This is a genomic window from Roseibium sp. LAB1 (assembly GCF_054658235.1).
This window is the reverse complement of sequence record NZ_BAAGIB010000003.1, coordinates 701,595-717,858: the sequence shown is the minus strand read 5'-3', so window position 1 is coordinate 717,858 and position 16,264 is coordinate 701,595. Positions and strand designations below refer to the sequence as shown.

General features: G+C 60.1%; 17 protein-coding genes. 8 read left to right on the top strand and 9 right to left on the bottom strand.

Going from position 1 to position 16,264, the window contains the following annotated elements; genetic code table 11:
• Window positions 1-86: 86 nt before the first annotated feature.
• From ubiG to ACYQ54_RS21430, 3 genes are all read left to right on the top strand, one after another.
• Entirely contained in the window at window positions 87-851 is a 765-nt protein-coding gene (ubiG, locus tag ACYQ54_RS21440; protein WP_460086084.1) for a bifunctional 2-polyprenyl-6-hydroxyphenol methylase/3-demethylubiquinol 3-O-methyltransferase UbiG, read from the top strand.
• Window positions 848-1,543 carry an alpha/beta fold hydrolase gene (locus ACYQ54_RS21435; protein WP_460086083.1) on the top strand — a complete coding sequence of 232 codons (696 nt, stop codon included), beginning with the start codon at window positions 848-850 and terminating at the stop codon, window positions 1,541-1,543. Before ubiG ends, ACYQ54_RS21435 begins: the two co-directional genes overlap by 4 nt.
• A gap of 231 nt (window positions 1,544-1,774) precedes the next feature.
• The gene (locus ACYQ54_RS21430) at window positions 1,775-2,320 is read left to right on the top strand and encodes a phasin family protein (protein ID WP_460086081.1); all 546 of its coding nucleotides are present in this window, start codon (window positions 1,775-1,777) and stop codon (window positions 2,318-2,320) included.
• 147 nt (window positions 2,321-2,467) lie between these two features.
• Here the strand turns inward: ACYQ54_RS21430 and ACYQ54_RS21425 are convergent, their stop codons facing one another.
• From ACYQ54_RS21425 to ACYQ54_RS21405, 5 genes are all read right to left on the bottom strand, one after another.
• Window positions 2,468-2,839, bottom strand: coding sequence for a response regulator (locus ACYQ54_RS21425; RefSeq protein WP_460086080.1), 372 nt, complete (start codon window positions 2,837-2,839; stop codon window positions 2,468-2,470).
• 434 nt (window positions 2,840-3,273) lie between these two features.
• Window positions 3,274-3,801, bottom strand: a complete 528-nt coding sequence (locus ACYQ54_RS21420; RefSeq protein ID WP_460086079.1) for a DUF1178 family protein — start codon at window positions 3,799-3,801, stop codon at window positions 3,274-3,276.
• On the bottom strand, window positions 3,798-4,652 hold the full coding sequence (locus ACYQ54_RS21415; protein WP_460086077.1) for a carbon-nitrogen hydrolase family protein: 855 nt from the start codon (window positions 4,650-4,652) through the stop codon (window positions 3,798-3,800). The genes ACYQ54_RS21420 and ACYQ54_RS21415 overlap by 4 nt, the downstream gene beginning before the upstream one ends.
• Before the next feature lie 47 nt (window positions 4,653-4,699).
• Complete coding sequence (gene grxC / locus ACYQ54_RS21410) at window positions 4,700-4,957, bottom strand: glutaredoxin 3 (protein WP_460086123.1); 258 nt, start codon at window positions 4,955-4,957, stop codon at window positions 4,700-4,702.
• Window positions 4,958-5,070: 113 nt separating this feature from the next.
• Window positions 5,071-5,847 (bottom strand): ComF family protein, encoded by a 777-nt coding sequence (locus tag ACYQ54_RS21405; protein ID WP_460086076.1) that lies wholly within the window; start codon window positions 5,845-5,847, stop codon window positions 5,071-5,073.
• Window positions 5,848-6,028: 181 nt separating this feature from the next.
• Between ACYQ54_RS21405 and ACYQ54_RS21400 the strand changes: the two genes are divergently transcribed.
• Window positions 6,029-6,958: a methyltransferase domain-containing protein gene (locus ACYQ54_RS21400; RefSeq protein WP_460086074.1), complete on the top strand. Its 930-nt coding sequence runs from the start codon at window positions 6,029-6,031 to the stop codon at window positions 6,956-6,958.
• A gap of 19 nt (window positions 6,959-6,977) precedes the next feature.
• Here the strand turns inward: ACYQ54_RS21400 and ACYQ54_RS21395 are convergent, their stop codons facing one another.
• The 4 genes from ACYQ54_RS21395 to ACYQ54_RS21380 form a co-directional block, all read right to left on the bottom strand.
• A complete protein-coding gene (locus ACYQ54_RS21395; RefSeq protein ID WP_460086073.1) occupies window positions 6,978-7,205 on the bottom strand; it encodes a Flp family type IVb pilin in 228 nt (75 codons plus the stop codon).
• A gap of 27 nt (window positions 7,206-7,232) precedes the next feature.
• Window positions 7,233-7,634, bottom strand: coding sequence for a (deoxy)nucleoside triphosphate pyrophosphohydrolase (locus tag ACYQ54_RS21390; protein WP_460086071.1), 402 nt, complete (start codon window positions 7,632-7,634; stop codon window positions 7,233-7,235).
• A gap of 84 nt (window positions 7,635-7,718) precedes the next feature.
• Complete coding sequence (argJ, locus tag ACYQ54_RS21385) at window positions 7,719-8,960, bottom strand: bifunctional glutamate N-acetyltransferase/amino-acid acetyltransferase ArgJ (protein ID WP_460086070.1); 1,242 nt, start codon at window positions 8,958-8,960, stop codon at window positions 7,719-7,721.
• 256 nt (window positions 8,961-9,216) lie between these two features.
• Complete coding sequence (locus ACYQ54_RS21380; protein ID WP_460086069.1) at window positions 9,217-10,116, bottom strand: peptidylprolyl isomerase; 900 nt, start codon at window positions 10,114-10,116, stop codon at window positions 9,217-9,219.
• A gap of 268 nt (window positions 10,117-10,384) precedes the next feature.
• Here ACYQ54_RS21380 and secA point away from each other — a divergent pair, with 268 nt between their 5' ends.
• The 4 genes from secA (at window position 10,385) to ACYQ54_RS21360 (ending at window position 16,248) form a co-directional block, all read left to right on the top strand.
• Window positions 10,385-13,156 (top strand): preprotein translocase subunit SecA, encoded by a 2,772-nt coding sequence (gene secA / locus ACYQ54_RS21375; protein WP_460086067.1) that lies wholly within the window; start codon window positions 10,385-10,387, stop codon window positions 13,154-13,156.
• Window positions 13,157-13,259: 103 nt separating this feature from the next.
• Window positions 13,260-14,303, top strand: coding sequence for a glycosyltransferase family 2 protein (locus ACYQ54_RS21370; protein ID WP_460086066.1), 1,044 nt, complete (start codon window positions 13,260-13,262; stop codon window positions 14,301-14,303).
• Window positions 14,293-14,724, top strand: coding sequence for a GtrA family protein (locus ACYQ54_RS21365; RefSeq protein WP_460086064.1), 432 nt, complete (start codon window positions 14,293-14,295; stop codon window positions 14,722-14,724). Before ACYQ54_RS21370 ends, ACYQ54_RS21365 begins: the two co-directional genes overlap by 11 nt.
• A gap of 6 nt (window positions 14,725-14,730) precedes the next feature.
• Window positions 14,731-16,248, top strand: a complete 1,518-nt coding sequence (locus ACYQ54_RS21360) for a glycosyltransferase family 39 protein (RefSeq protein WP_460086063.1) — start codon at window positions 14,731-14,733, stop codon at window positions 16,246-16,248.
• Window positions 16,249-16,264: the final 16 nt, after the last annotated feature.

Below are 16,264 nucleotides of genomic sequence, written 5' to 3'. Positions count from 1 at the left end.
ATAGTCTCAGACCTTGGATCGACTTCGAACCGTTGAATGACCAGGCGAAGCGCGAGGCCGCTTCACGTTCTTGAAAGGACCGTCCGATGACTGGCAGGGCTCAGGAAACCAAAGGCACGATCGACAGCGAGGAAGTCGCGCGCTTTTCCGCCATGGCAGAAGAGTGGTGGGACCCGACGGGCAAATTCAAACCCTTGCACAAGTTCAGCCCTGTGCGTCTGGCCTACATCAAGGATCATATCAGCCGGCATTTCGGCCGCGATCCGAAGGCGTCGGATGCGTTCAAGGGCCTGCGCTTCCTCGACATCGGCTGCGGCGGCGGCCTTCTGAGCGAACCGATGGCAAGGCTCGGGGCGGATGTGGTCGGCGCGGACCCGTCTGAAACCAACATCGAGATCGCACGCCTGCACATGAAGACCTCCGGCCTTGAGATCGACTACCGGGCAGAGACGGCGGAAGCCCTGGCGGCGGCGGGTGAGACCTTCGACGTGGTGTTCAGCATGGAAGTGGTCGAGCATGTGGCCGACGTGCCGCTGTTCCTGGAATCCAACGCGCAAATGGTCCGTCCGGGCGGACTGATGTTCGTTGCGACCATCAACCGCACATTGAAAGCCTATGCGCTTGCCATCGTCGGCGCCGAGTATGTGCTGCGCTGGCTGCCGAAGGGCACGCATTCCTATGAAAAGCTGGTCCGCCCCTCGGAAATCGAAGGTCCGCTCCAGGCCGCCGGACTGACCATGATCGACCGCTGCGGCGTCACCTACAATCCGCTCACGGACAGCTGGACGAAATCGCGCGACATGGACGTGAACTACATGATGCTGGCGGAACGGGCGAAGGAGATCCGATGAGCGATCCGATCCTGTTTGTTCCGGGCCTCCTGTGCACCGAGGCTCTCTACGCCCCGCAAATCGTTGCCTTTGCCGACCGGCCGATCATGGTGGCGAACCACCGTGAACACGACAGCATCAAGGCCATCGCCGCCAGTGTCCTGGAAAAGGCCCCTGAGCGGTTTTCCCTCATCGCCCTGTCCATGGGTGGCTACATCGCCATGGAAATCTTGCGTGAAGCGCCCGACCGGGTCGGCAAGCTCGCCCTTCTGGACACCAATTCGCGGCCTGACACACCTGACCAGTCCGAACGCCGTCAATTCCTGATTGACCTGACCCGCAAGAAGGGCTTCTCCAAGGTTCCACATCTGCTTTACCCCGGCTTTGTCCATGAAAATCGCGAAGATGACGAGGACCTGAAAGCAGCTGTCGTCGACATGGCACATGAAACCGGACCAGAGGCATTCATCCGCCAGCAGACAGCCCTGATCAACCGCATCGATTCCCGGCCCCGGCTTGGGGAGATCGCCTGTCCGACGCTGGTGCTGGTTGGTGATGGCGACCGCCTCACTCCGGTTGAAGTCTCGCAGGAGATCCACAGCCACATTCCCCAAAGCGAATTGGCCGTGATTGAAGGCAGCGGGCACCTGTCCCCGCTGGAAGCTCCTGAAATGGTGACCGCAACGCTGCGTGATTTTCTAAATCGCCCCTGAGCCGGCGGTAAGCCCAGCCGGGTCTGCGGCGCTTGCGTCTTTTACGTAAGAATCGGTACGCGATTTGATCCGTGTCAAAGCTTGGCCTTGATGCAAGGGTACAGTTACGTCACCTTTGGAGCGGGGCCCTGTGCCGGTGACGAAACCGTTCACGGGTCAGGGGACGGTAAGCCGGCGGAAAACCGCCATGGCCAGCCGCTTTATGTCACACGAACAACCGGAGGATCTTTCATGCCGACCAAAAGCAATACGGGTGCCTTCGACCTGAGCGCCATGATGGCCGAATGGCCCAAGATACCCGAGTGGCCGACGCCAACCCAGTGGCCGATGCCCACCTTTTCCAACTGGGCGTTCGCCGAGCGCGAAGACCGGATTGAAGCCAAGGCCATCGAAAGCTTCCAAAAAATGGGTACGACCATGTGGTCCCATGCCGAAAAGGCATTTGATGACCACATGAATTTCGTCAGCCATCGACTGCATCAGGATTTCGAATGCGCCAAATCCCTGAGCCAGTGCGCCGCACCGGAAGAAACCATGGCAACGCTGCAGGATTTCTATTCCAGAATGGCGAGTGAATATCAGGATCATTTCGAAAAGCAGGCAGCCCTTTTCCGAAACAGCTTTTCCGAAAGCGCTGCCGCGGTTGAAGAACTCAACGAAACGGCAATGGAAAGCGTCAACGAATTGAGCAAGGCTGCGGAAGAAAGTCTGGAAGAAACCAAGTCGGCGATGAAACCGGCGGCAGCCCGGCGCAAACCGGCCGCCGCGAAGTCCTGACGTTACTGTCGGCCCGGACCCGCTGGAATAACCTGCTTCATCCATAAACGAATGAGGCAGGCTTTTCCGTTGCTTGTTGCAGCCGCTGACAGTCGGCAGATCCATGCCCGAAAGAGTTGCTTTCGCTCTCCGGCAGACCGGCCTTGCTCATGATCTTTTGAGGAGTGTCCGGGCCGTTTCGACGGCGATCTGGAGCCGCTTCGGGTTCGATGGCTTTGGCACGACCTCAGCGCCTTCATACCGGCTCTTTAGGTCCACCTTGTCCGGGTTGGCAGTGTGGAAGATGATCGGAATTTCCTGCGCGTGCAGCGTGTCGGCCAGCGGATAAACAACGCCGTCGGCCAGATCGACATCCAGAAGTGCCAATTCGGGCGTTGCCGAAGATATGCAGGAACTTGCCTCGGCAACGGTCGAGAACGGCCCGACGACCATCAGTCCCATGCCCGAAAGGATGTCTTCCAGCATCCAGGCGATCATCGGCTCGTCTTCCGCCACCATCACGCGTATAGAATCAGGCATGTTCATTTCAGCTATCGACATCGGGAACCTCGGCACAGCGTTCTGCTTATAAAGATTTCTTGTAATATTCAACTCGGAAAACACTCAAAAGTTCCCAAGGCAATGCAAGACTTAAATAATGAAATAAATTAACAATGATTAACACTACGTAAGAAATCATCCAAAACATCAGCACTACGCAGAAGCAACAAACCACCTTTTGACTGAACGCTGCCAGCAATAGACAAAAGAGAAAGGTTGCATCTGAGAGAAAAGGTCCTCTCGGCGACAGCTCTTGAGGCATGAGGCGGCATCAGTCATCGCCCATGGCTCGGGCCTGCCCCTCCTTCAGCGGATCATGCTTTTGCTGCCCCTCAGCAAACCATGCGGGCAGCAAAGCCCGGCGAACGGTTTGCCAACGATTGTCCGGGAGCACTCGGGACCGTCGCCAGAACTCAGTTCTTGTCGTCAGGCAACTCTGGAAGAGCGAACACCTGGATACCTTCGTCCAGCAGCGCCTCGACATCCTTGGGCGACGTCTCGCCATAGATGCTGCGTTCTTCAGCTTCGCCGTAGTGGATCTTGCGGGCTTCGGTCGCAAAGTTCTGGCCGACGTTTTCCGAACTCTCGATGATGCGCGCCCGCACCAGCCGGAGCGCCTCCAGAACTTCCTTCTGCTGCACATCTTGCGGCAGGAGTGCCGACGGTCGCATGTCGGTCGTGGTGGTGCCAGTCGGCGTTTCGGTTTTGGGAGCGGTAGCCGCGGCTACCGCTTGCATTTCAGCCTGCGTGGCACTGGCAAGCGCGTCCCGCTTGCGTGCGGTCGAAACTGCCGGCGCCATCAAACCTTTCTGAACGCTGGTTGCTCCGCAGATCGGGCAGACAACCAGTTTTCGCGCACACTGCGCGTCGAAATCATCGGAATTGCGGAACCAGCCTTCGAAGGAATGCGCACTGTCGCAAACGAGCGTGTATTTGATCACGCTGAAATCTCCTTCAAACCGTCCGCATGATGACAGACAAAATCCCGCTCGTTGGCAATTGCAGGGATACGCGCCCGCGCATCGGCCACTTTCTTGGGTTCGATCTCCGCGAGAACGTAGCCCGGTGCATCATTGTCGAGTTCGGCGATCACGGCACCCCAGGGGTCCACGACAAGGCTGTGACCATAGGTTTCACGGCCATCCTCATGGGCACCGCCCTGGGCGGCCGAAATCACGTAAGCACCGTTTTCAATCGCACGGGAACGCTGCAGCACGTGCCAGTGAGCCTGGCCGGTCTGGCGGGTGAAGGCCGCCGGCCCTGTCAGAACCTGCGCGCCCTGGCGGGCCTGGGTTCGAAATATTGCCGGGAACCGGATGTCGTAACACACTGCCATACCGACCTTGGCAAAGGGCAGATCGGCGATCACCGTCTGTGTGCCCGGTTCATACGTTGCCGATTCTCGCCAGCTTTCACCGTTCGGCAGGTCGACATCGAACATGTGTATCTTGTCGTATGTCGCGAGGATGTTGCCATCCGGCGCAATCAGAAACGCACGGTTGGCGACCTTGCCGTTGCCGGCAAGCACGGCCAGTGACCCGAGGTGCAGATAGATGCCCAAATCGGCCGCAAGTGCGCGTGATCGCTTCAGGAACTGGTCGTCATCCGCATCGGAGATCCGCTCCAGCAGTTCTTCCCGGCTGCGCACCAGAACGTTCGACATTTCGGGCGTTTGAACATAATGCGCGCCATCCTTTGCTGCTGCCCGGATAAGGCTTTCCGCAGCATCGGCGTTGTCCGAAATCGTCTTGCCGCTACGCAGCTGAATGCATGCTGCCGTGAATGAGGTCATCCGACCGCTGTCTCCATCCTGTGAGAAGAAATTGTGCCTTCAGTAAATCAGGACCCGAGCAGGGCGTCCAGTTTGCCCGCACGCTCCAGATCGTGAAGATCGTCGCAGCCACCCACATGCGTCGCGCCGACGAAGACCTGCGGAAAGGTCGAATGCCCGTTGGCTTTCTGCACCATTTCCTTGCGCAGGCCCGGATCGAACGTGGCATCGTGTTCCGTGTAGGCAACGCCCTTCTTGTCCAGCAGCCGCTTGGCCGCTGTACAGAATCCGCAGAGCTGGCGCGTATAGATCACCACTTCAGCCATCAGGTCTATTTCCTTGTTTTTTGGCAGCCGCACGCTTTTGCCGCACCGCCGCACACCAAATCCGGGCGTTATATGCGAGCGCACAGCGAAAACTCAATAGACGAGCGTTGCGATCAGGCCGGAATACCTGCTCGCTGGGACGGGTCGACTTGCGCAAAAGTGAGCACGTCGACGGAGGCTGCGCCCGATGAAAGCAGGCATTTGCAGCAGGCGGACACTGTCGAACCGGTTGTCAGCACATCATCGATCAACACAACGTGACGCCCCTGCACCAGATCGGCCCGATCGGCGTCGACCTTGAAGGCGGAACGGACATTCCGGTGACGGTCCTTGGCCGAAAGGCCGACCTGCCGGCGGGTACGCTTCTGCCGTCTCAGGATCTGTGGTTCAAACTGCCCACCGCATTCGCGGGAAACCTCTTTTGCAAGATCGGCGGCCTGGTTGAACCTGCGGGACAACAAGCGCAACCAGTGAAGCGGCACCGGCACAAGCAGACTTTCCTCGCTCAGCAGTTCGCTGCCGGAGCGAGCCATCCAGCGCGCCATCGGGCGGGCCAGTTCACGCCGATCGGAAAACTTCAGCGCATGAACCATCTGGCGGGCAGGACCTTCGTAAAAGGCGACAGACCGTAACCTGCCGAACACGGGCGGCGCGGCAATTGCCTGCGGGCTCCAGGCACCTTCGCCGACATCGTAGGAAAACGGGATACCAAGCCGCTGGCACCAGGGCCGTTCCAGGAAAGGCATCTGGGACCAGCATTCCGCACACAGCCCCGTCTGCTCCGACACCCTTGCATCGCAGCTTAAGCAGCGCTGCGGCAGCACGAAATCGAGCCCGAACCGCGCCGCGAATTCCGGGATACCGGCAATGTTCATCGCAAGGCTTCGCAAAATTGCTCCTGAATTATACCCTCAAGGACCGCGCTGCCACAGCCGTCTCGGCTGTGGCAGCGCAGTTTATACCAGGCAACGCAAATAAGAAGCTGCCTGACGGTGCCTGGAGACAGCCGTCCGGAAGCACGACGCAGGGCGCGACCCTTGCGCCTTTGACCTTGGCGCACGGATATCATATGTGACCGCGTTAAGTTCGACGACAGCCGAGTTTGCCGTGACCGCACAACCAGATCTCTTCGACCGCTCCTTTTTCCGCAGCTGCCGCCTGCGGGCGCTGAAAGCTGCAAAACCGGGTGCGGATTTTCTGCTGAAGGCCGTCAGTGACGATCTGCAGGACCGATTGCTGCTGGTCAACCGACGGTTCAAGGTTGCCGTCGATCTTGGTGGTCATTGCGCTCATGTCAGCGAGGCGATCCGGCAGTCCGGCAAGGCTGATCTTGTGCTTCGGGCGGATCTGTTTGCCGCCGACCCCAGCCTGGCCGCGCCTGACCTCGTTTTTGATGACGCCCTGATCCCCTTCGGTGACCAGACGGTGGATCTGATCGTCTCCGCGCTCAACCTGCAATTCGTCAACGATCTGCCGGGCACTCTGGTGCAGATCCGCCGCGCCCTCAAACCGGACGGCCTGTTTCTGGCCACCCTGCCCGGCGCCGGCACCCTGAGTGAACTGCGCGACAGCCTCACGCGGGCAGAGCTGGAAGCAAAAGGCGGCGCGGCTGCAAGGGTGTTGCCGTTTGCCGACACGCGCGACCTCGGCAGCCTGCTCCAACGGGCTGGCTTTGCGTTGCCGGTAACGGATCTGGATAGTCTGACGGTGCGCTACGACACGATGTTCGCGCTGCTGGCGGATCTCAGGGCCATGGGCGCAACGTCCGTGCTGAAAGACCGCAGCAGGATACCTCTGTCGCGCCAGGTGCTGCTGCGTGCAGCCGAGCTTTATGCGCAGAACCACGCCGATGCCGACGGCAGGATCCGGGCGACATTTTCGATGGTAACACTATCGGGCTGGGCGCCGCACGAAAGCCAGCAGAAACCGTTGCGGCCAGGATCAGCCAAGACGCGGCTTGCCGACGCCCTTGGCGTCCCTGAACGGAAAATCGGCGACTAGAGGCACCAGAACGGCCGGATCAGCTGGAACCGAGCGCTCCTTGAAGGGCGGTCGAAATTGCACCGAAAATATCGTTGCGCATGGCTGAACCGATTCCAGTCATCGCAACCAGAACGACAACACCGATCAGCCCGACAATCAGACCATATTCGATAACGGTGGCACCGCGCTCGTCGCGAGCCAGCTTTCGGGCCATGCGAGCAACAAGCCCTATGCGGTTCGCGTCGGAAAGAAATCGAAACTGCATGAGGCCTCCGGCGCCAAGAAAACTGCCCTAAACTGCGTCCAGGAGATGCGGTATCAGAGGCTCGTCGGCGGCCGGCATAGGGTAGTCCCTCAACCTGGCTGCGCGCACCCATTTCAACGCCTGGTCTTCCCTGCCTTGTGGAATTCCACCCCACCTGCGGCAAATGAACAATGGCATAAGTAGGTGAAAATCTTCGTAAGAATGGCTGGCAAAAGTCAAAGGCGCCAGACACGCTTCGTTAACCTCAATGCCCAGCTCTTCGTCCAGCTCACGGATCAGCGTCTCTTCGGGGCGTTCGCCTTCCTCGACCTTGCCGCCGGGGAATTCCCACAATCCGGCCATGGATTTGCCTTCGGGCCGCTGTGCCAGAAGAATGCGGCCATCCGCATCCACAAGGGCGCAGGCGGCAACAAGCACGATCTCGGTCATTGGCAGATGTCCAATCCTGAAACTCTGGTTTAAGGCACGGTTAAGCACGTTGGCGGGCAACACCGTCAGAACTGCGAAGGAGCCTCAGCTCCGGTAGTCGCCGTTGATGGCGACATATTCCTTGGTGAGATCACAGGTCCAGACCGCCGCCTGACCGTCTCCCAGGCCGAGGTCTACCCGGATGACGATATCTTCCTGCTCCATCACTGCAGAGGCAGCAGCTTCGCTGTAGTCGGGATCCCGCTCGCCTTCCACGGCCACGCGCACATCGCCGAACCAGATGGCCAGCTTGTCGCGGTCGGCCGGCTCGCCGGCCTTGCCGACAGCCATCACGACGCGGCCCCAGTTGGCGTCCTCGCCGGCAATTGCCGTCTTGACCAGCGGCGAATTGGCAATCGACAGCGCGATCCGCTTGGCGGACGCATCGCTTTCGGCGCCTTCCACCCGCACTTCCACGAATTTGCGCGCACCTTCGCCGTCCCGGACAATCTGATGGGCCAGATCCAGCATCACGTCGCCAAGGGCTGCCCGCAGAACGTCGACGCGCGGATCTTCAAGCGAGACTACGCTCTCCACGCCCTTTTTCGCGGCCGCGCCGGTCGCAAACAGAAGAACCGTGTCGGAAGTGGAGGTATCGCTGTCGACGGTGACCGCATTGAAACTGCCGCCGACTTCGCCGCTGAGCAGCGCCTGAAGAACGGCCGGAGCAATCGGCGCATCGGTGTAGATGAAGGACAGCATGGTGGCCATGTCCGGCGCGATCATGCCCGCGCCCTTGGCAATGCCGTTGATGGTCACGGTGACGCCATCCAGTTCGACGCTTGCCGTCGAAACCTTGGGATAGGTGTCGGTGGTCATGATGGCCTTGGCCGCATCCAGCCAGCTTGCGCTGCCCTGGTTGGTCTTCAGCTCTTCGATCACGCCGGAAAACCTGTCCGCCGGCAGCGGCTCGCCGATCACGCCGGTTGACGCCAGAAAGATCTCGCCATCGCTGCACCCCAGCGACTTGGAGACGATCTCGGCAGATATTTCAACAGCTGCTCTACCCTTCTTGCCGGTGAAAGCGTTGGCGTTACCGGAATTGACCAGCAGCGCACGGGCCTTGCCGCCGCCGACCCGGTCCTTGCACCAGTCAACCGGAGCGGACGAGCATTTGGAGCGGGTGAACACCCCGGCAACTGCCGTCCCTTCGGCAACCGTTGCCAGCAAGACGTCGGTTCGCCCCTTGTACTTGATCCCCGCAGATGCGGTCGCGAACTGAACGCCGTCGATCTCCGGCATCTCGGGATAGGACTTGGGCGCAAGGGGAGATACGGTCGTCGACATCGAAGCGGTCCCGGTCAGAAAAAACAAAGGTTCCGGATCACTGGACGCTCAATCGAGATCGTTCGACCGTCCGGAAACTGATCCAATCAAATGCGTGCGAGCACCTTGTCCGCGCTCGCCAGAACACTGGATGCTCTTGCCGTAAGCATGGGACAAACGCAAGCCTTTTCAAGCCCTTTCAGGCGTGGTGCACAAGGCCTGCAAAAAAGCCCGGCAGCGTGGCTGCCGGGCTGGTCGTTAACAGGCAGGGTTTGCCTTATTCGGTCTTGGCCGCGTCGTCTGCCGCCGCACCGTCTTCAGCAGCAGCGCCTGCTCCTTCGGCCTTGGCAAGGCTTTCGTCGAGGATCTCGACGGCAACCTGATCCTTCAGCTCGGCCATGCGGGCATCGTAGCGCTCGCGCATCAGCTGCTGACGCAGACCATTGGCAACCTGATCAAACGCCGGTTTTTCCTGCTGACGCTTGTCTTCAAGCTTGATCACGTGCCAGCCAAACTTGGATTCCACCGGCTCCTTGGTGTAGGTGCCCGGCTCCAGTGCGAAGGCCGCGGCTTCGAACGAGGGAACCATCTGTCCCTTGACGAAGTAACCCAGGCTGCCGCCATTCGGACCGGACGGGCCAGTGGATTTTTCACGGGCCAGTTCAGCGAAATCCGCGCCACCGTCAAGTTCCGCGATGATGGCTTCGGCTTCGGCCTTTTCCTTCACCAGGATGTGACGGGCGTTGATTTCTTCCGGACCTTCGAAGTCGGCGAATTCCTTGTCATAGGCTGCCTGGACTTCTTCATCGGTGACCGCGCCGTCGATTTTCTGGGCCAGGTAGGCATTGCGCAGGGCACGCAACTTCAGGAAATCGAGCTGGCGCTGGAAGTCCGGATCCTTGTCCAGGCCATCCTCACGGGCAGCGTGCGCCATCAGTTCCATATCGACCATGACGTCCAGAAGAAGCTTGCGCCACTGCGCCGGCGGGAACCGCTGCAATTCCTTGCCCAGGTCCTGTGCGGCGAAGGCGAGATCGGCTTCGGTGATCTCCGTGTCGCCAACTTTCGCGACCACATCGTCCGGTTCTGCGGCGGACAGGACGGTGGATCCGAGCGACAGCGCCAGGAGAGAAACGGCAAGCGCCTGAGCCGGCCTGCGCATCGAAATTCGGAACATGAGAAGTCCTTTACGTATCGGAACAGTAATCTTTCTTTCCCCTGTCTTGCAGGGGCGTGGCTACATTGCGCATTCCTGCGGCGTTGACAAGCATTCAGCCCCCTCTTATCTGTCGGGCGTCCTGGCCTAGCGCCGGGAAGGCATCTTTTCGGCCGCGGTTACCGGCCGGCGCTCTGCGCCAGGCGGCAACGTGGACAGCAATTGAGACGATTTCATGGGCAGGCGCCTCTTTGCCAGTTGGCGCCGCCCGGTAGGGAAGGACCGCCACATGGCTGGCCTTGGCGCTTTAGCACGTAAGATTTTCGGTTCGGCAAACGACCGGAAAGTGAAGGCATTTCGGGCAACGGTCGATCAGATCAATGCCCTTGAGCCTGAAATCCAGGCTCTTTCGGACGAGGCTCTCAGAGCCAGGACCGACGAGTTCCGAAACCAGCTGAAAAACGGCGCAACCGTCGATGATCTCCTGGTTCCCGCCTTCGCCACCGTCCGCGAAGCAGCCCGCAGGGCGCTGGGTCAGCGCCATTACGATGTGCAGCTTATCGGCGGCATGGTGCTGAATTCCGGCCAGATCGCCGAAATGCGCACCGGTGAGGGCAAGACGCTCGTGGCCACCGCGCCGGTCTACCTCAACGCCTTGACAGGAAACGGCGTTCACGTCGTCACCGTCAACGACTACCTGGCGCAGCGCGACAGCGACTGGATGGGTCAGGTCTACAAGTTTCTGGGCCTCACCGTCGGCTGTATCACCCACGGCCTGAGCGATGAGGAACGCCGGGCGGCCTACGCCGCCGACGTCACTTACGGCACCAACAACGAATTCGGCTTCGATTATCTCCGCGACAACATGAAGCATGACCGCCAGTCGATGGTTCAGCGCGGACATGCCTATGCCATCGTCGACGAAGTGGATTCGATCCTGATCGACGAGGCCCGTACGCCTCTGATCATTTCCGGTCCGCTTGAAGACCGGTCGGAGTTCTACAATTCGGTCGACGCCTTCATTCCGCATCTGACCGACGAAGATTACGAGCTGGACGAGAAGCAGCGTTCGACCACCTTCACGGAAGCCGGTAACGAGAAACTGGAAAAGCTGCTCGGTGAAGCAGGTCTTCTGAAGGGCGATTCGCTCTACGACGTCGAAAACGTCGCCATCGTGCATCACTTGCAGCAGGCGCTGAAGGCGCACAAGCTGTTCCAGCGCGACAAGGATTACATCGTCCGCAATGACGAAGTTGTGATCATCGACGAGTTCACCGGCCGCATGATGCCGGGCCGCCGTTTTTCCGAAGGCCTGCACCAGGCACTGGAAGCCCGTGAAAAAGTGCGTATCCAACCGGAAAACCAGACGCTGGCTTCCATCACGTTCCAGAACTATTTCCGTATGTATGGCAAGCTGGCCGGCATGACCGGTACCGCGTCGACCGAAGCCGACGAATTTGCCGACATCTACAAGCTGGAAGTGGTTGAGATCCCGACCAACGTCGCCGTCAAACGTATCGACGACGACGACGAGGTCTACCGGACCGTTCAGGAAAAATTCAACGCCATCGTCAAGCTGATCGACGACTGCAAGCAGCGTGCACAGCCGATCCTGGTCGGCACGACCTCGATCGAGAAGTCGGAGTATCTCGCCGAGATGCTGAAGAAGCACGGCTACAAGCAGATCGATCTCAGCGATCCGGCTGCCTTCGCCGCCGCGCAGAAGCAGGACGGCGGCAAGACCAAGGTCTTCGCGGTGCTCAACGCGCGCTACCACGAGCAGGAAGCCTTCATCGTCGCACAAGCCGGTCTGCCGGGCGCCGTGACCATCGCCACCAACATGGCGGGCCGCGGTACGGACATCCAGCTCGGCGGCAACGCCGACATGCAGATCGCCATGGAACTGGGCGACATGCCGGAAGGCGACGAACGCACCGCCAAGGAAGCGCAGATCCGCACCGAGGTCGAGGAGCTGAAGGAAAAGGCACTGGCTGCCGGCGGTCTCTACGTCATCGGCACCGAGCGCCACGAAAGCCGCCGTATCGACAATCAGTTGCGCGGCCGTTCCGGCCGTCAGGGCGACCCGGGCCATTCCAAGTTCTTCCTGTCCCTGCAGGACGACCTGATGCGCATCTTCGGGTCCGAGCGCATGGATTCCATGCTGCAGAAGCTCGGCCTGGAAGATGGCGAGGCCATCATCCACCCGTGGATCAACAAGGCTCTTGAAAAGGCTCAGCAGAAGGTCGAGTCCCGCAACTTCGACATTCGTAAGAACCTTTTGAAGTTCGATGACGTGATGAACGACCAGCGCAAGGTGGTCTTCGATCAGCGTATCGAACTGATGGACAGCGAAGCGATCCAGGACGCGGTTTCCGACATGCGTCACGACGTGATCGACGATCTTGTTTCCGCGCATATTCCCGAGCGCGCCTATCCCGAACAGTGGGATACGGAAGGTCTTCAGGAAGAGGTGCGCAAGTACCTCAACCTGGATCTGCCGATCAAGGACTGGGCCGCCGAGGAAGGCATCGCCGACGAAGAGGTCAAGGATCGTCTGCGCAAGGCCGCCGACGCGGCCATGGCCCAGAAGGTTGCCAAATACAGCCCGGATATCATGCGTCAGGTCGAAAAGGCCGTGCTGCTGCAGACGCTCGACAATCTGTGGCGGGAGCACCTGGCCAATCTCGACCACCTGCGGTCCGTCGTCGGTTTCCGTGGCTATGCCCAGCGCGATCCGTTGCAGGAATACAAGACCGAGGCCTTCACGCTGTTTGAATCCATGCTGACCCAGCTGCGCCAGATGACCACCGCACAGCTGCTGCGGGTCGAACTGGTGACGGAACAGCCGCCGCAAATGCCGGCCGAGCCGGAAATGCACGCCCATCACATCAACCCTCTTACAGGGGAAGATGAAATGGCCGTGGCTGATGGCCAGCTGCCGGTACCGCCGGCACAGCGCGACCCGAACGATCCTTCAAGCTGGGGCAAGGTCGGTCGCAACGAGGCCTGCCCCTGCGGCTCGGGCAAGAAGTTCAAGCACTGCCACGGCGTGCTTGTCTGAGAACAATCGGCTCAAATAGCCATGACGAAGGCCAGCCTCTTCAAAGGGCTGGCCTTTTTCGTGAAATTCCGGCAGGTTGCCGCCGACTTCAACCGGCTAACGAATGTCCATGCACACAAATGCGGATAACAATGTTTATGTCTCCCGGCGGGAAAGCGCCCGCCCGCAGGCACCGCTGCTGAGCGTCATCGTCCCGGTCTACAACGAAGAAGAGGTCATTCTTCACTTTCTTCAGGCGACCCGCCCGGTGCTTGAGCAAAGCGGCCTGCAATACGAATACGTCTTCATCGACGATGGCAGCCGTGACAGGACGGCCGATATCCTTTCCGAACAGCTCGCAAACGGTCTTCCCGGACGGCTTGTGGGCCTGTCCCGAAATTTCGGCAAGGAAGCGGCCCTTTCTGCGGGCCTTGAGACCGCAAAGGGAGACATCGGCATCATCATCGACGCCGACCTGCAGGACCCGCCGGAGCTTATTCTGCAGATGCTGGACGGCTGGCGCGCGGGCTACGATGTTGTCTATGGGCTCCGGGTCGACCGTTCGTCCGACACACTCATGAAGCGGTCCACCGCAGGCATGTTCTATCGCCTGTTCAACCGGCTGGCCAATATCGACATGCCCGCGAACGCCGGCGACTTCCGTCTGATCGACCGCTGCGTCATTGACGCCCTGCTGCGCCTTCCGGAACGCAACCGGTTCATGAAAGGGCTTTTCGCCTGGGTCGGCTTTCCGGCCATGGCGCTGCCTTATGAGCGTCCTCCTCGCCTCGCCGGTACAGGCAAGTTCAACTACTGGAAACTCTGGAACTTTGCGCTGGACGGCCTGACCGGCTTCACCACGCTGCCGCTGCGCGTCTGGTTCTATGGCGGCGCGCTGATCTCGGTTGGCGCATTCACCTATGCGCTCTATCTGACTTTGCGCGTTCTTATCGAAGGCATCGACCTCCCGGGCTATACATCGCTTATGGTCGCGATCCTGTTCTTTTCAGGCGTGCAACTGCTGTCCATCGGCATGATCGGGGAATATGTCGCGAGGCTCTTCAACGAAGCCAAACAGCGGCCGGTCTTTATCGTTCAGGATGTCATCGAGGGCGAAAGCACTCCGCAACCCGCCAAGCAAACGGACGACGCCGCCAATGGCGCCTGAAGCCCGTTACGGCAAGCTGAAGATGGAAACCGTGGCCGCCGGCAAGTTTGCCGTAATCGGCGTGCTGGCGACCCTTACCCATGCCGCGGTCGCCGGCAGCCTGCTGCAATCGGAACTGCTGTCTGCCTATCCAGCCAATGTCTGCGGTTTCCTGGTTGCCTTCTGCGTTTCGTTCAGCGGTCACTACTTCTGGAGCTTTTCGCATCTTCGCCGGAAAGGAACCGCCCTCAAAAGCATGGTCCGCTTCCTGATGATTGCCGTCACCGGTTTCCTGCTGAACACCACCGTTCTGGCCCTGTGGCTGACCCTGACCCCCTGGCCGGATCTCATAGGCCTCCTGTTTTCCATCGCGATCGTGCCCGCCCTCTCCTTTGCCGGTGCCCGGCTCTGGGCCTTCTCGCACCATGCCGCCGGATCCTGACCCGCAATGCGCCTGATCGAAAACGCCCCAGCACGGGCTGCCCTCCTTTACGCTGCGGTCCTGTGCCTGCTCTACGCTCTGGTGCCGACCCTGACCTTTCCCAATCCGCCGCTGGATGTCGTGGAAGGATTTGCCTGGGGCCGGGAACTTCAGCTCGGCTACACCAAGCACCCACCGATGCAGGCCTGGCTTCTGGAACTGACCTATCGCCTGACAGGGGGCCTATCCGGCGGCTATTGGCTGAGTGCCGGTTCGCTCGCCCTTGGGTATCTGTTCATCTGGCAGCTTGGCCGCCGCCTTGGCCTGTCCGGACAGCAAGCCTTCTGGTCGCTCGTCCTGACCAGCGTGACGTTCTACTTCACGCTGCCATTGCCCGAATTCAATCCGAATATCCTGCAGATCCCGATCTGGGCGGGCATGATGCTGGTGTTTCACCGGGCATTGGAAAAGGGCCGTTTGCTCGACTGGGTGCTGCTCGGCGTCCTTGCCGCCTTTGGCCTCTACACGAAATATTTCGTGCTACTGCTGATCGGTACAATCGGTCTCTACGCACTGGTTTTCGCCGATGCCCGGCGGCACGTTTTGTGTCCGGGCCCCTGGGTGGCGGCAGCCGTCTGTCTTGTCCTGCTTGTGCCGCACGCCGCATGGCTGCTGGAAACGGACTTCCTGACGTTGCGCTATGCCGCCAGCCGCAGCAATCCGGCAACCGGTATCTTCGACCACCTGTTCAATCCACTGAACTTCCTGGCCGCGCAGATCGGCAATCATGCAGGCCTGTTCGTGGTTTTCCTGGCCGGTCTGGGCTGGCGCGGAGTGAAACAGGTGCGACAGCACAGGCGCGAAACGGTCGAGGTTCTTCCCGTACCTTCCGACCGCTTTCTGCTCTGGTTTGCCATCCTGCCGCTTGCCGTCGTGCTTCTGGCCTCAGCCGTGACCGGCAACGAGTTCGAGCATATGTGGGGCACACCCATGTTCGTGCTGTCCGGCGTCCTTGCGGTACGGTTTCTGGCCTTGCCGAACCTGTGGCCTTTTCCTGCCCGAGCATTTGCAGCGGCGATCGCGATCCAGGCGATTTTCCTCGGCGTTATCTTCGGGCAGGCGGTTCTCGAGCCCCATTGGAAACACAAGCAGACCCGGATCCACTATCCCGGCAAGGCAATCGCGGACGAGATGGCTACCGTCTGGAAAGATCGCATGGGCACCGACCTCGCCTATGTGGCCGGCGACATGTGGTCGGCAGCCAACGTCACCACGCAGGCGCCCAGCCGCCCGTCGATGTTTTATCTGCATGACCGGACCCTCAGTCCCTGGATCGACCCGAAGGATATCCAGGAAAAGGGTCTGATGATCGTCTGGCGCGGTGACGAGGAAACACCAATTGCGGAAATTCGCCGCTATTATCCGGATGCTGTCCGCGAAGGATCGCGGACGTTCCGGTACCAGACATCCGGCAGCCTGCCGGATGTCACGGTCAACTGGGTCATCATCCCGCCAGGCCAAGTGGCTGTCGAACCTGCGAATTAATCGCGAACACCCCCAC

What these genes read in the sequence shown, in the direction of transcription:
- ACYQ54_RS21390 (WP_460086071.1), bottom strand. Translation starts at nt 7,634, where the DNA reads ATGACCGAGATCGTGCTTGTTGCCGCCTGCGCCCTTGTGGATGCGGAT.
- ACYQ54_RS21430 (WP_460086081.1), top strand. Translation starts at nt 1,775, where the DNA reads ATGCCGACCAAAAGCAATACGGGTGCCTTCGACCTGAGCGCCATGATG.
- ACYQ54_RS21370 (WP_460086066.1), top strand. Translation starts at nt 13,260, where the DNA reads ATGTCCATGCACACAAATGCGGATAACAATGTTTATGTCTCCCGGCGG.
- ubiG (WP_460086084.1), top strand. Translation starts at nt 87, where the DNA reads ATGACTGGCAGGGCTCAGGAAACCAAAGGCACGATCGACAGCGAGGAA.
- ACYQ54_RS21425 (WP_460086080.1), bottom strand. Translation starts at nt 2,839, where the DNA reads ATGCCTGATTCTATACGCGTGATGGTGGCGGAAGACGAGCCGATGATC.
- ACYQ54_RS21415 (WP_460086077.1), bottom strand. Translation starts at nt 4,652, where the DNA reads ATGACCTCATTCACGGCAGCATGCATTCAGCTGCGTAGCGGCAAGACG.
- ACYQ54_RS21360 (WP_460086063.1), top strand. Translation starts at nt 14,731, where the DNA reads ATGCGCCTGATCGAAAACGCCCCAGCACGGGCTGCCCTCCTTTACGCT.
- grxC (WP_460086123.1), bottom strand. Translation starts at nt 4,957, where the DNA reads ATGGCTGAAGTGGTGATCTATACGCGCCAGCTCTGCGGATTCTGTACA.
- ACYQ54_RS21395 (WP_460086073.1), bottom strand. Translation starts at nt 7,205, where the DNA reads ATGCAGTTTCGATTTCTTTCCGACGCGAACCGCATAGGGCTTGTTGCT.
- ACYQ54_RS21435 (WP_460086083.1), top strand. Translation starts at nt 848, where the DNA reads ATGAGCGATCCGATCCTGTTTGTTCCGGGCCTCCTGTGCACCGAGGCT.
- ACYQ54_RS21380 (WP_460086069.1), bottom strand. Translation starts at nt 10,116, where the DNA reads ATGTTCCGAATTTCGATGCGCAGGCCGGCTCAGGCGCTTGCCGTTTCT.
- secA (WP_460086067.1), top strand. Translation starts at nt 10,385, where the DNA reads ATGGCTGGCCTTGGCGCTTTAGCACGTAAGATTTTCGGTTCGGCAAAC.
- argJ (WP_460086070.1), bottom strand. Translation starts at nt 8,960, where the DNA reads ATGTCGACGACCGTATCTCCCCTTGCGCCCAAGTCCTATCCCGAGATG.
- ACYQ54_RS21365 (WP_460086064.1), top strand. Translation starts at nt 14,293, where the DNA reads ATGGCGCCTGAAGCCCGTTACGGCAAGCTGAAGATGGAAACCGTGGCC.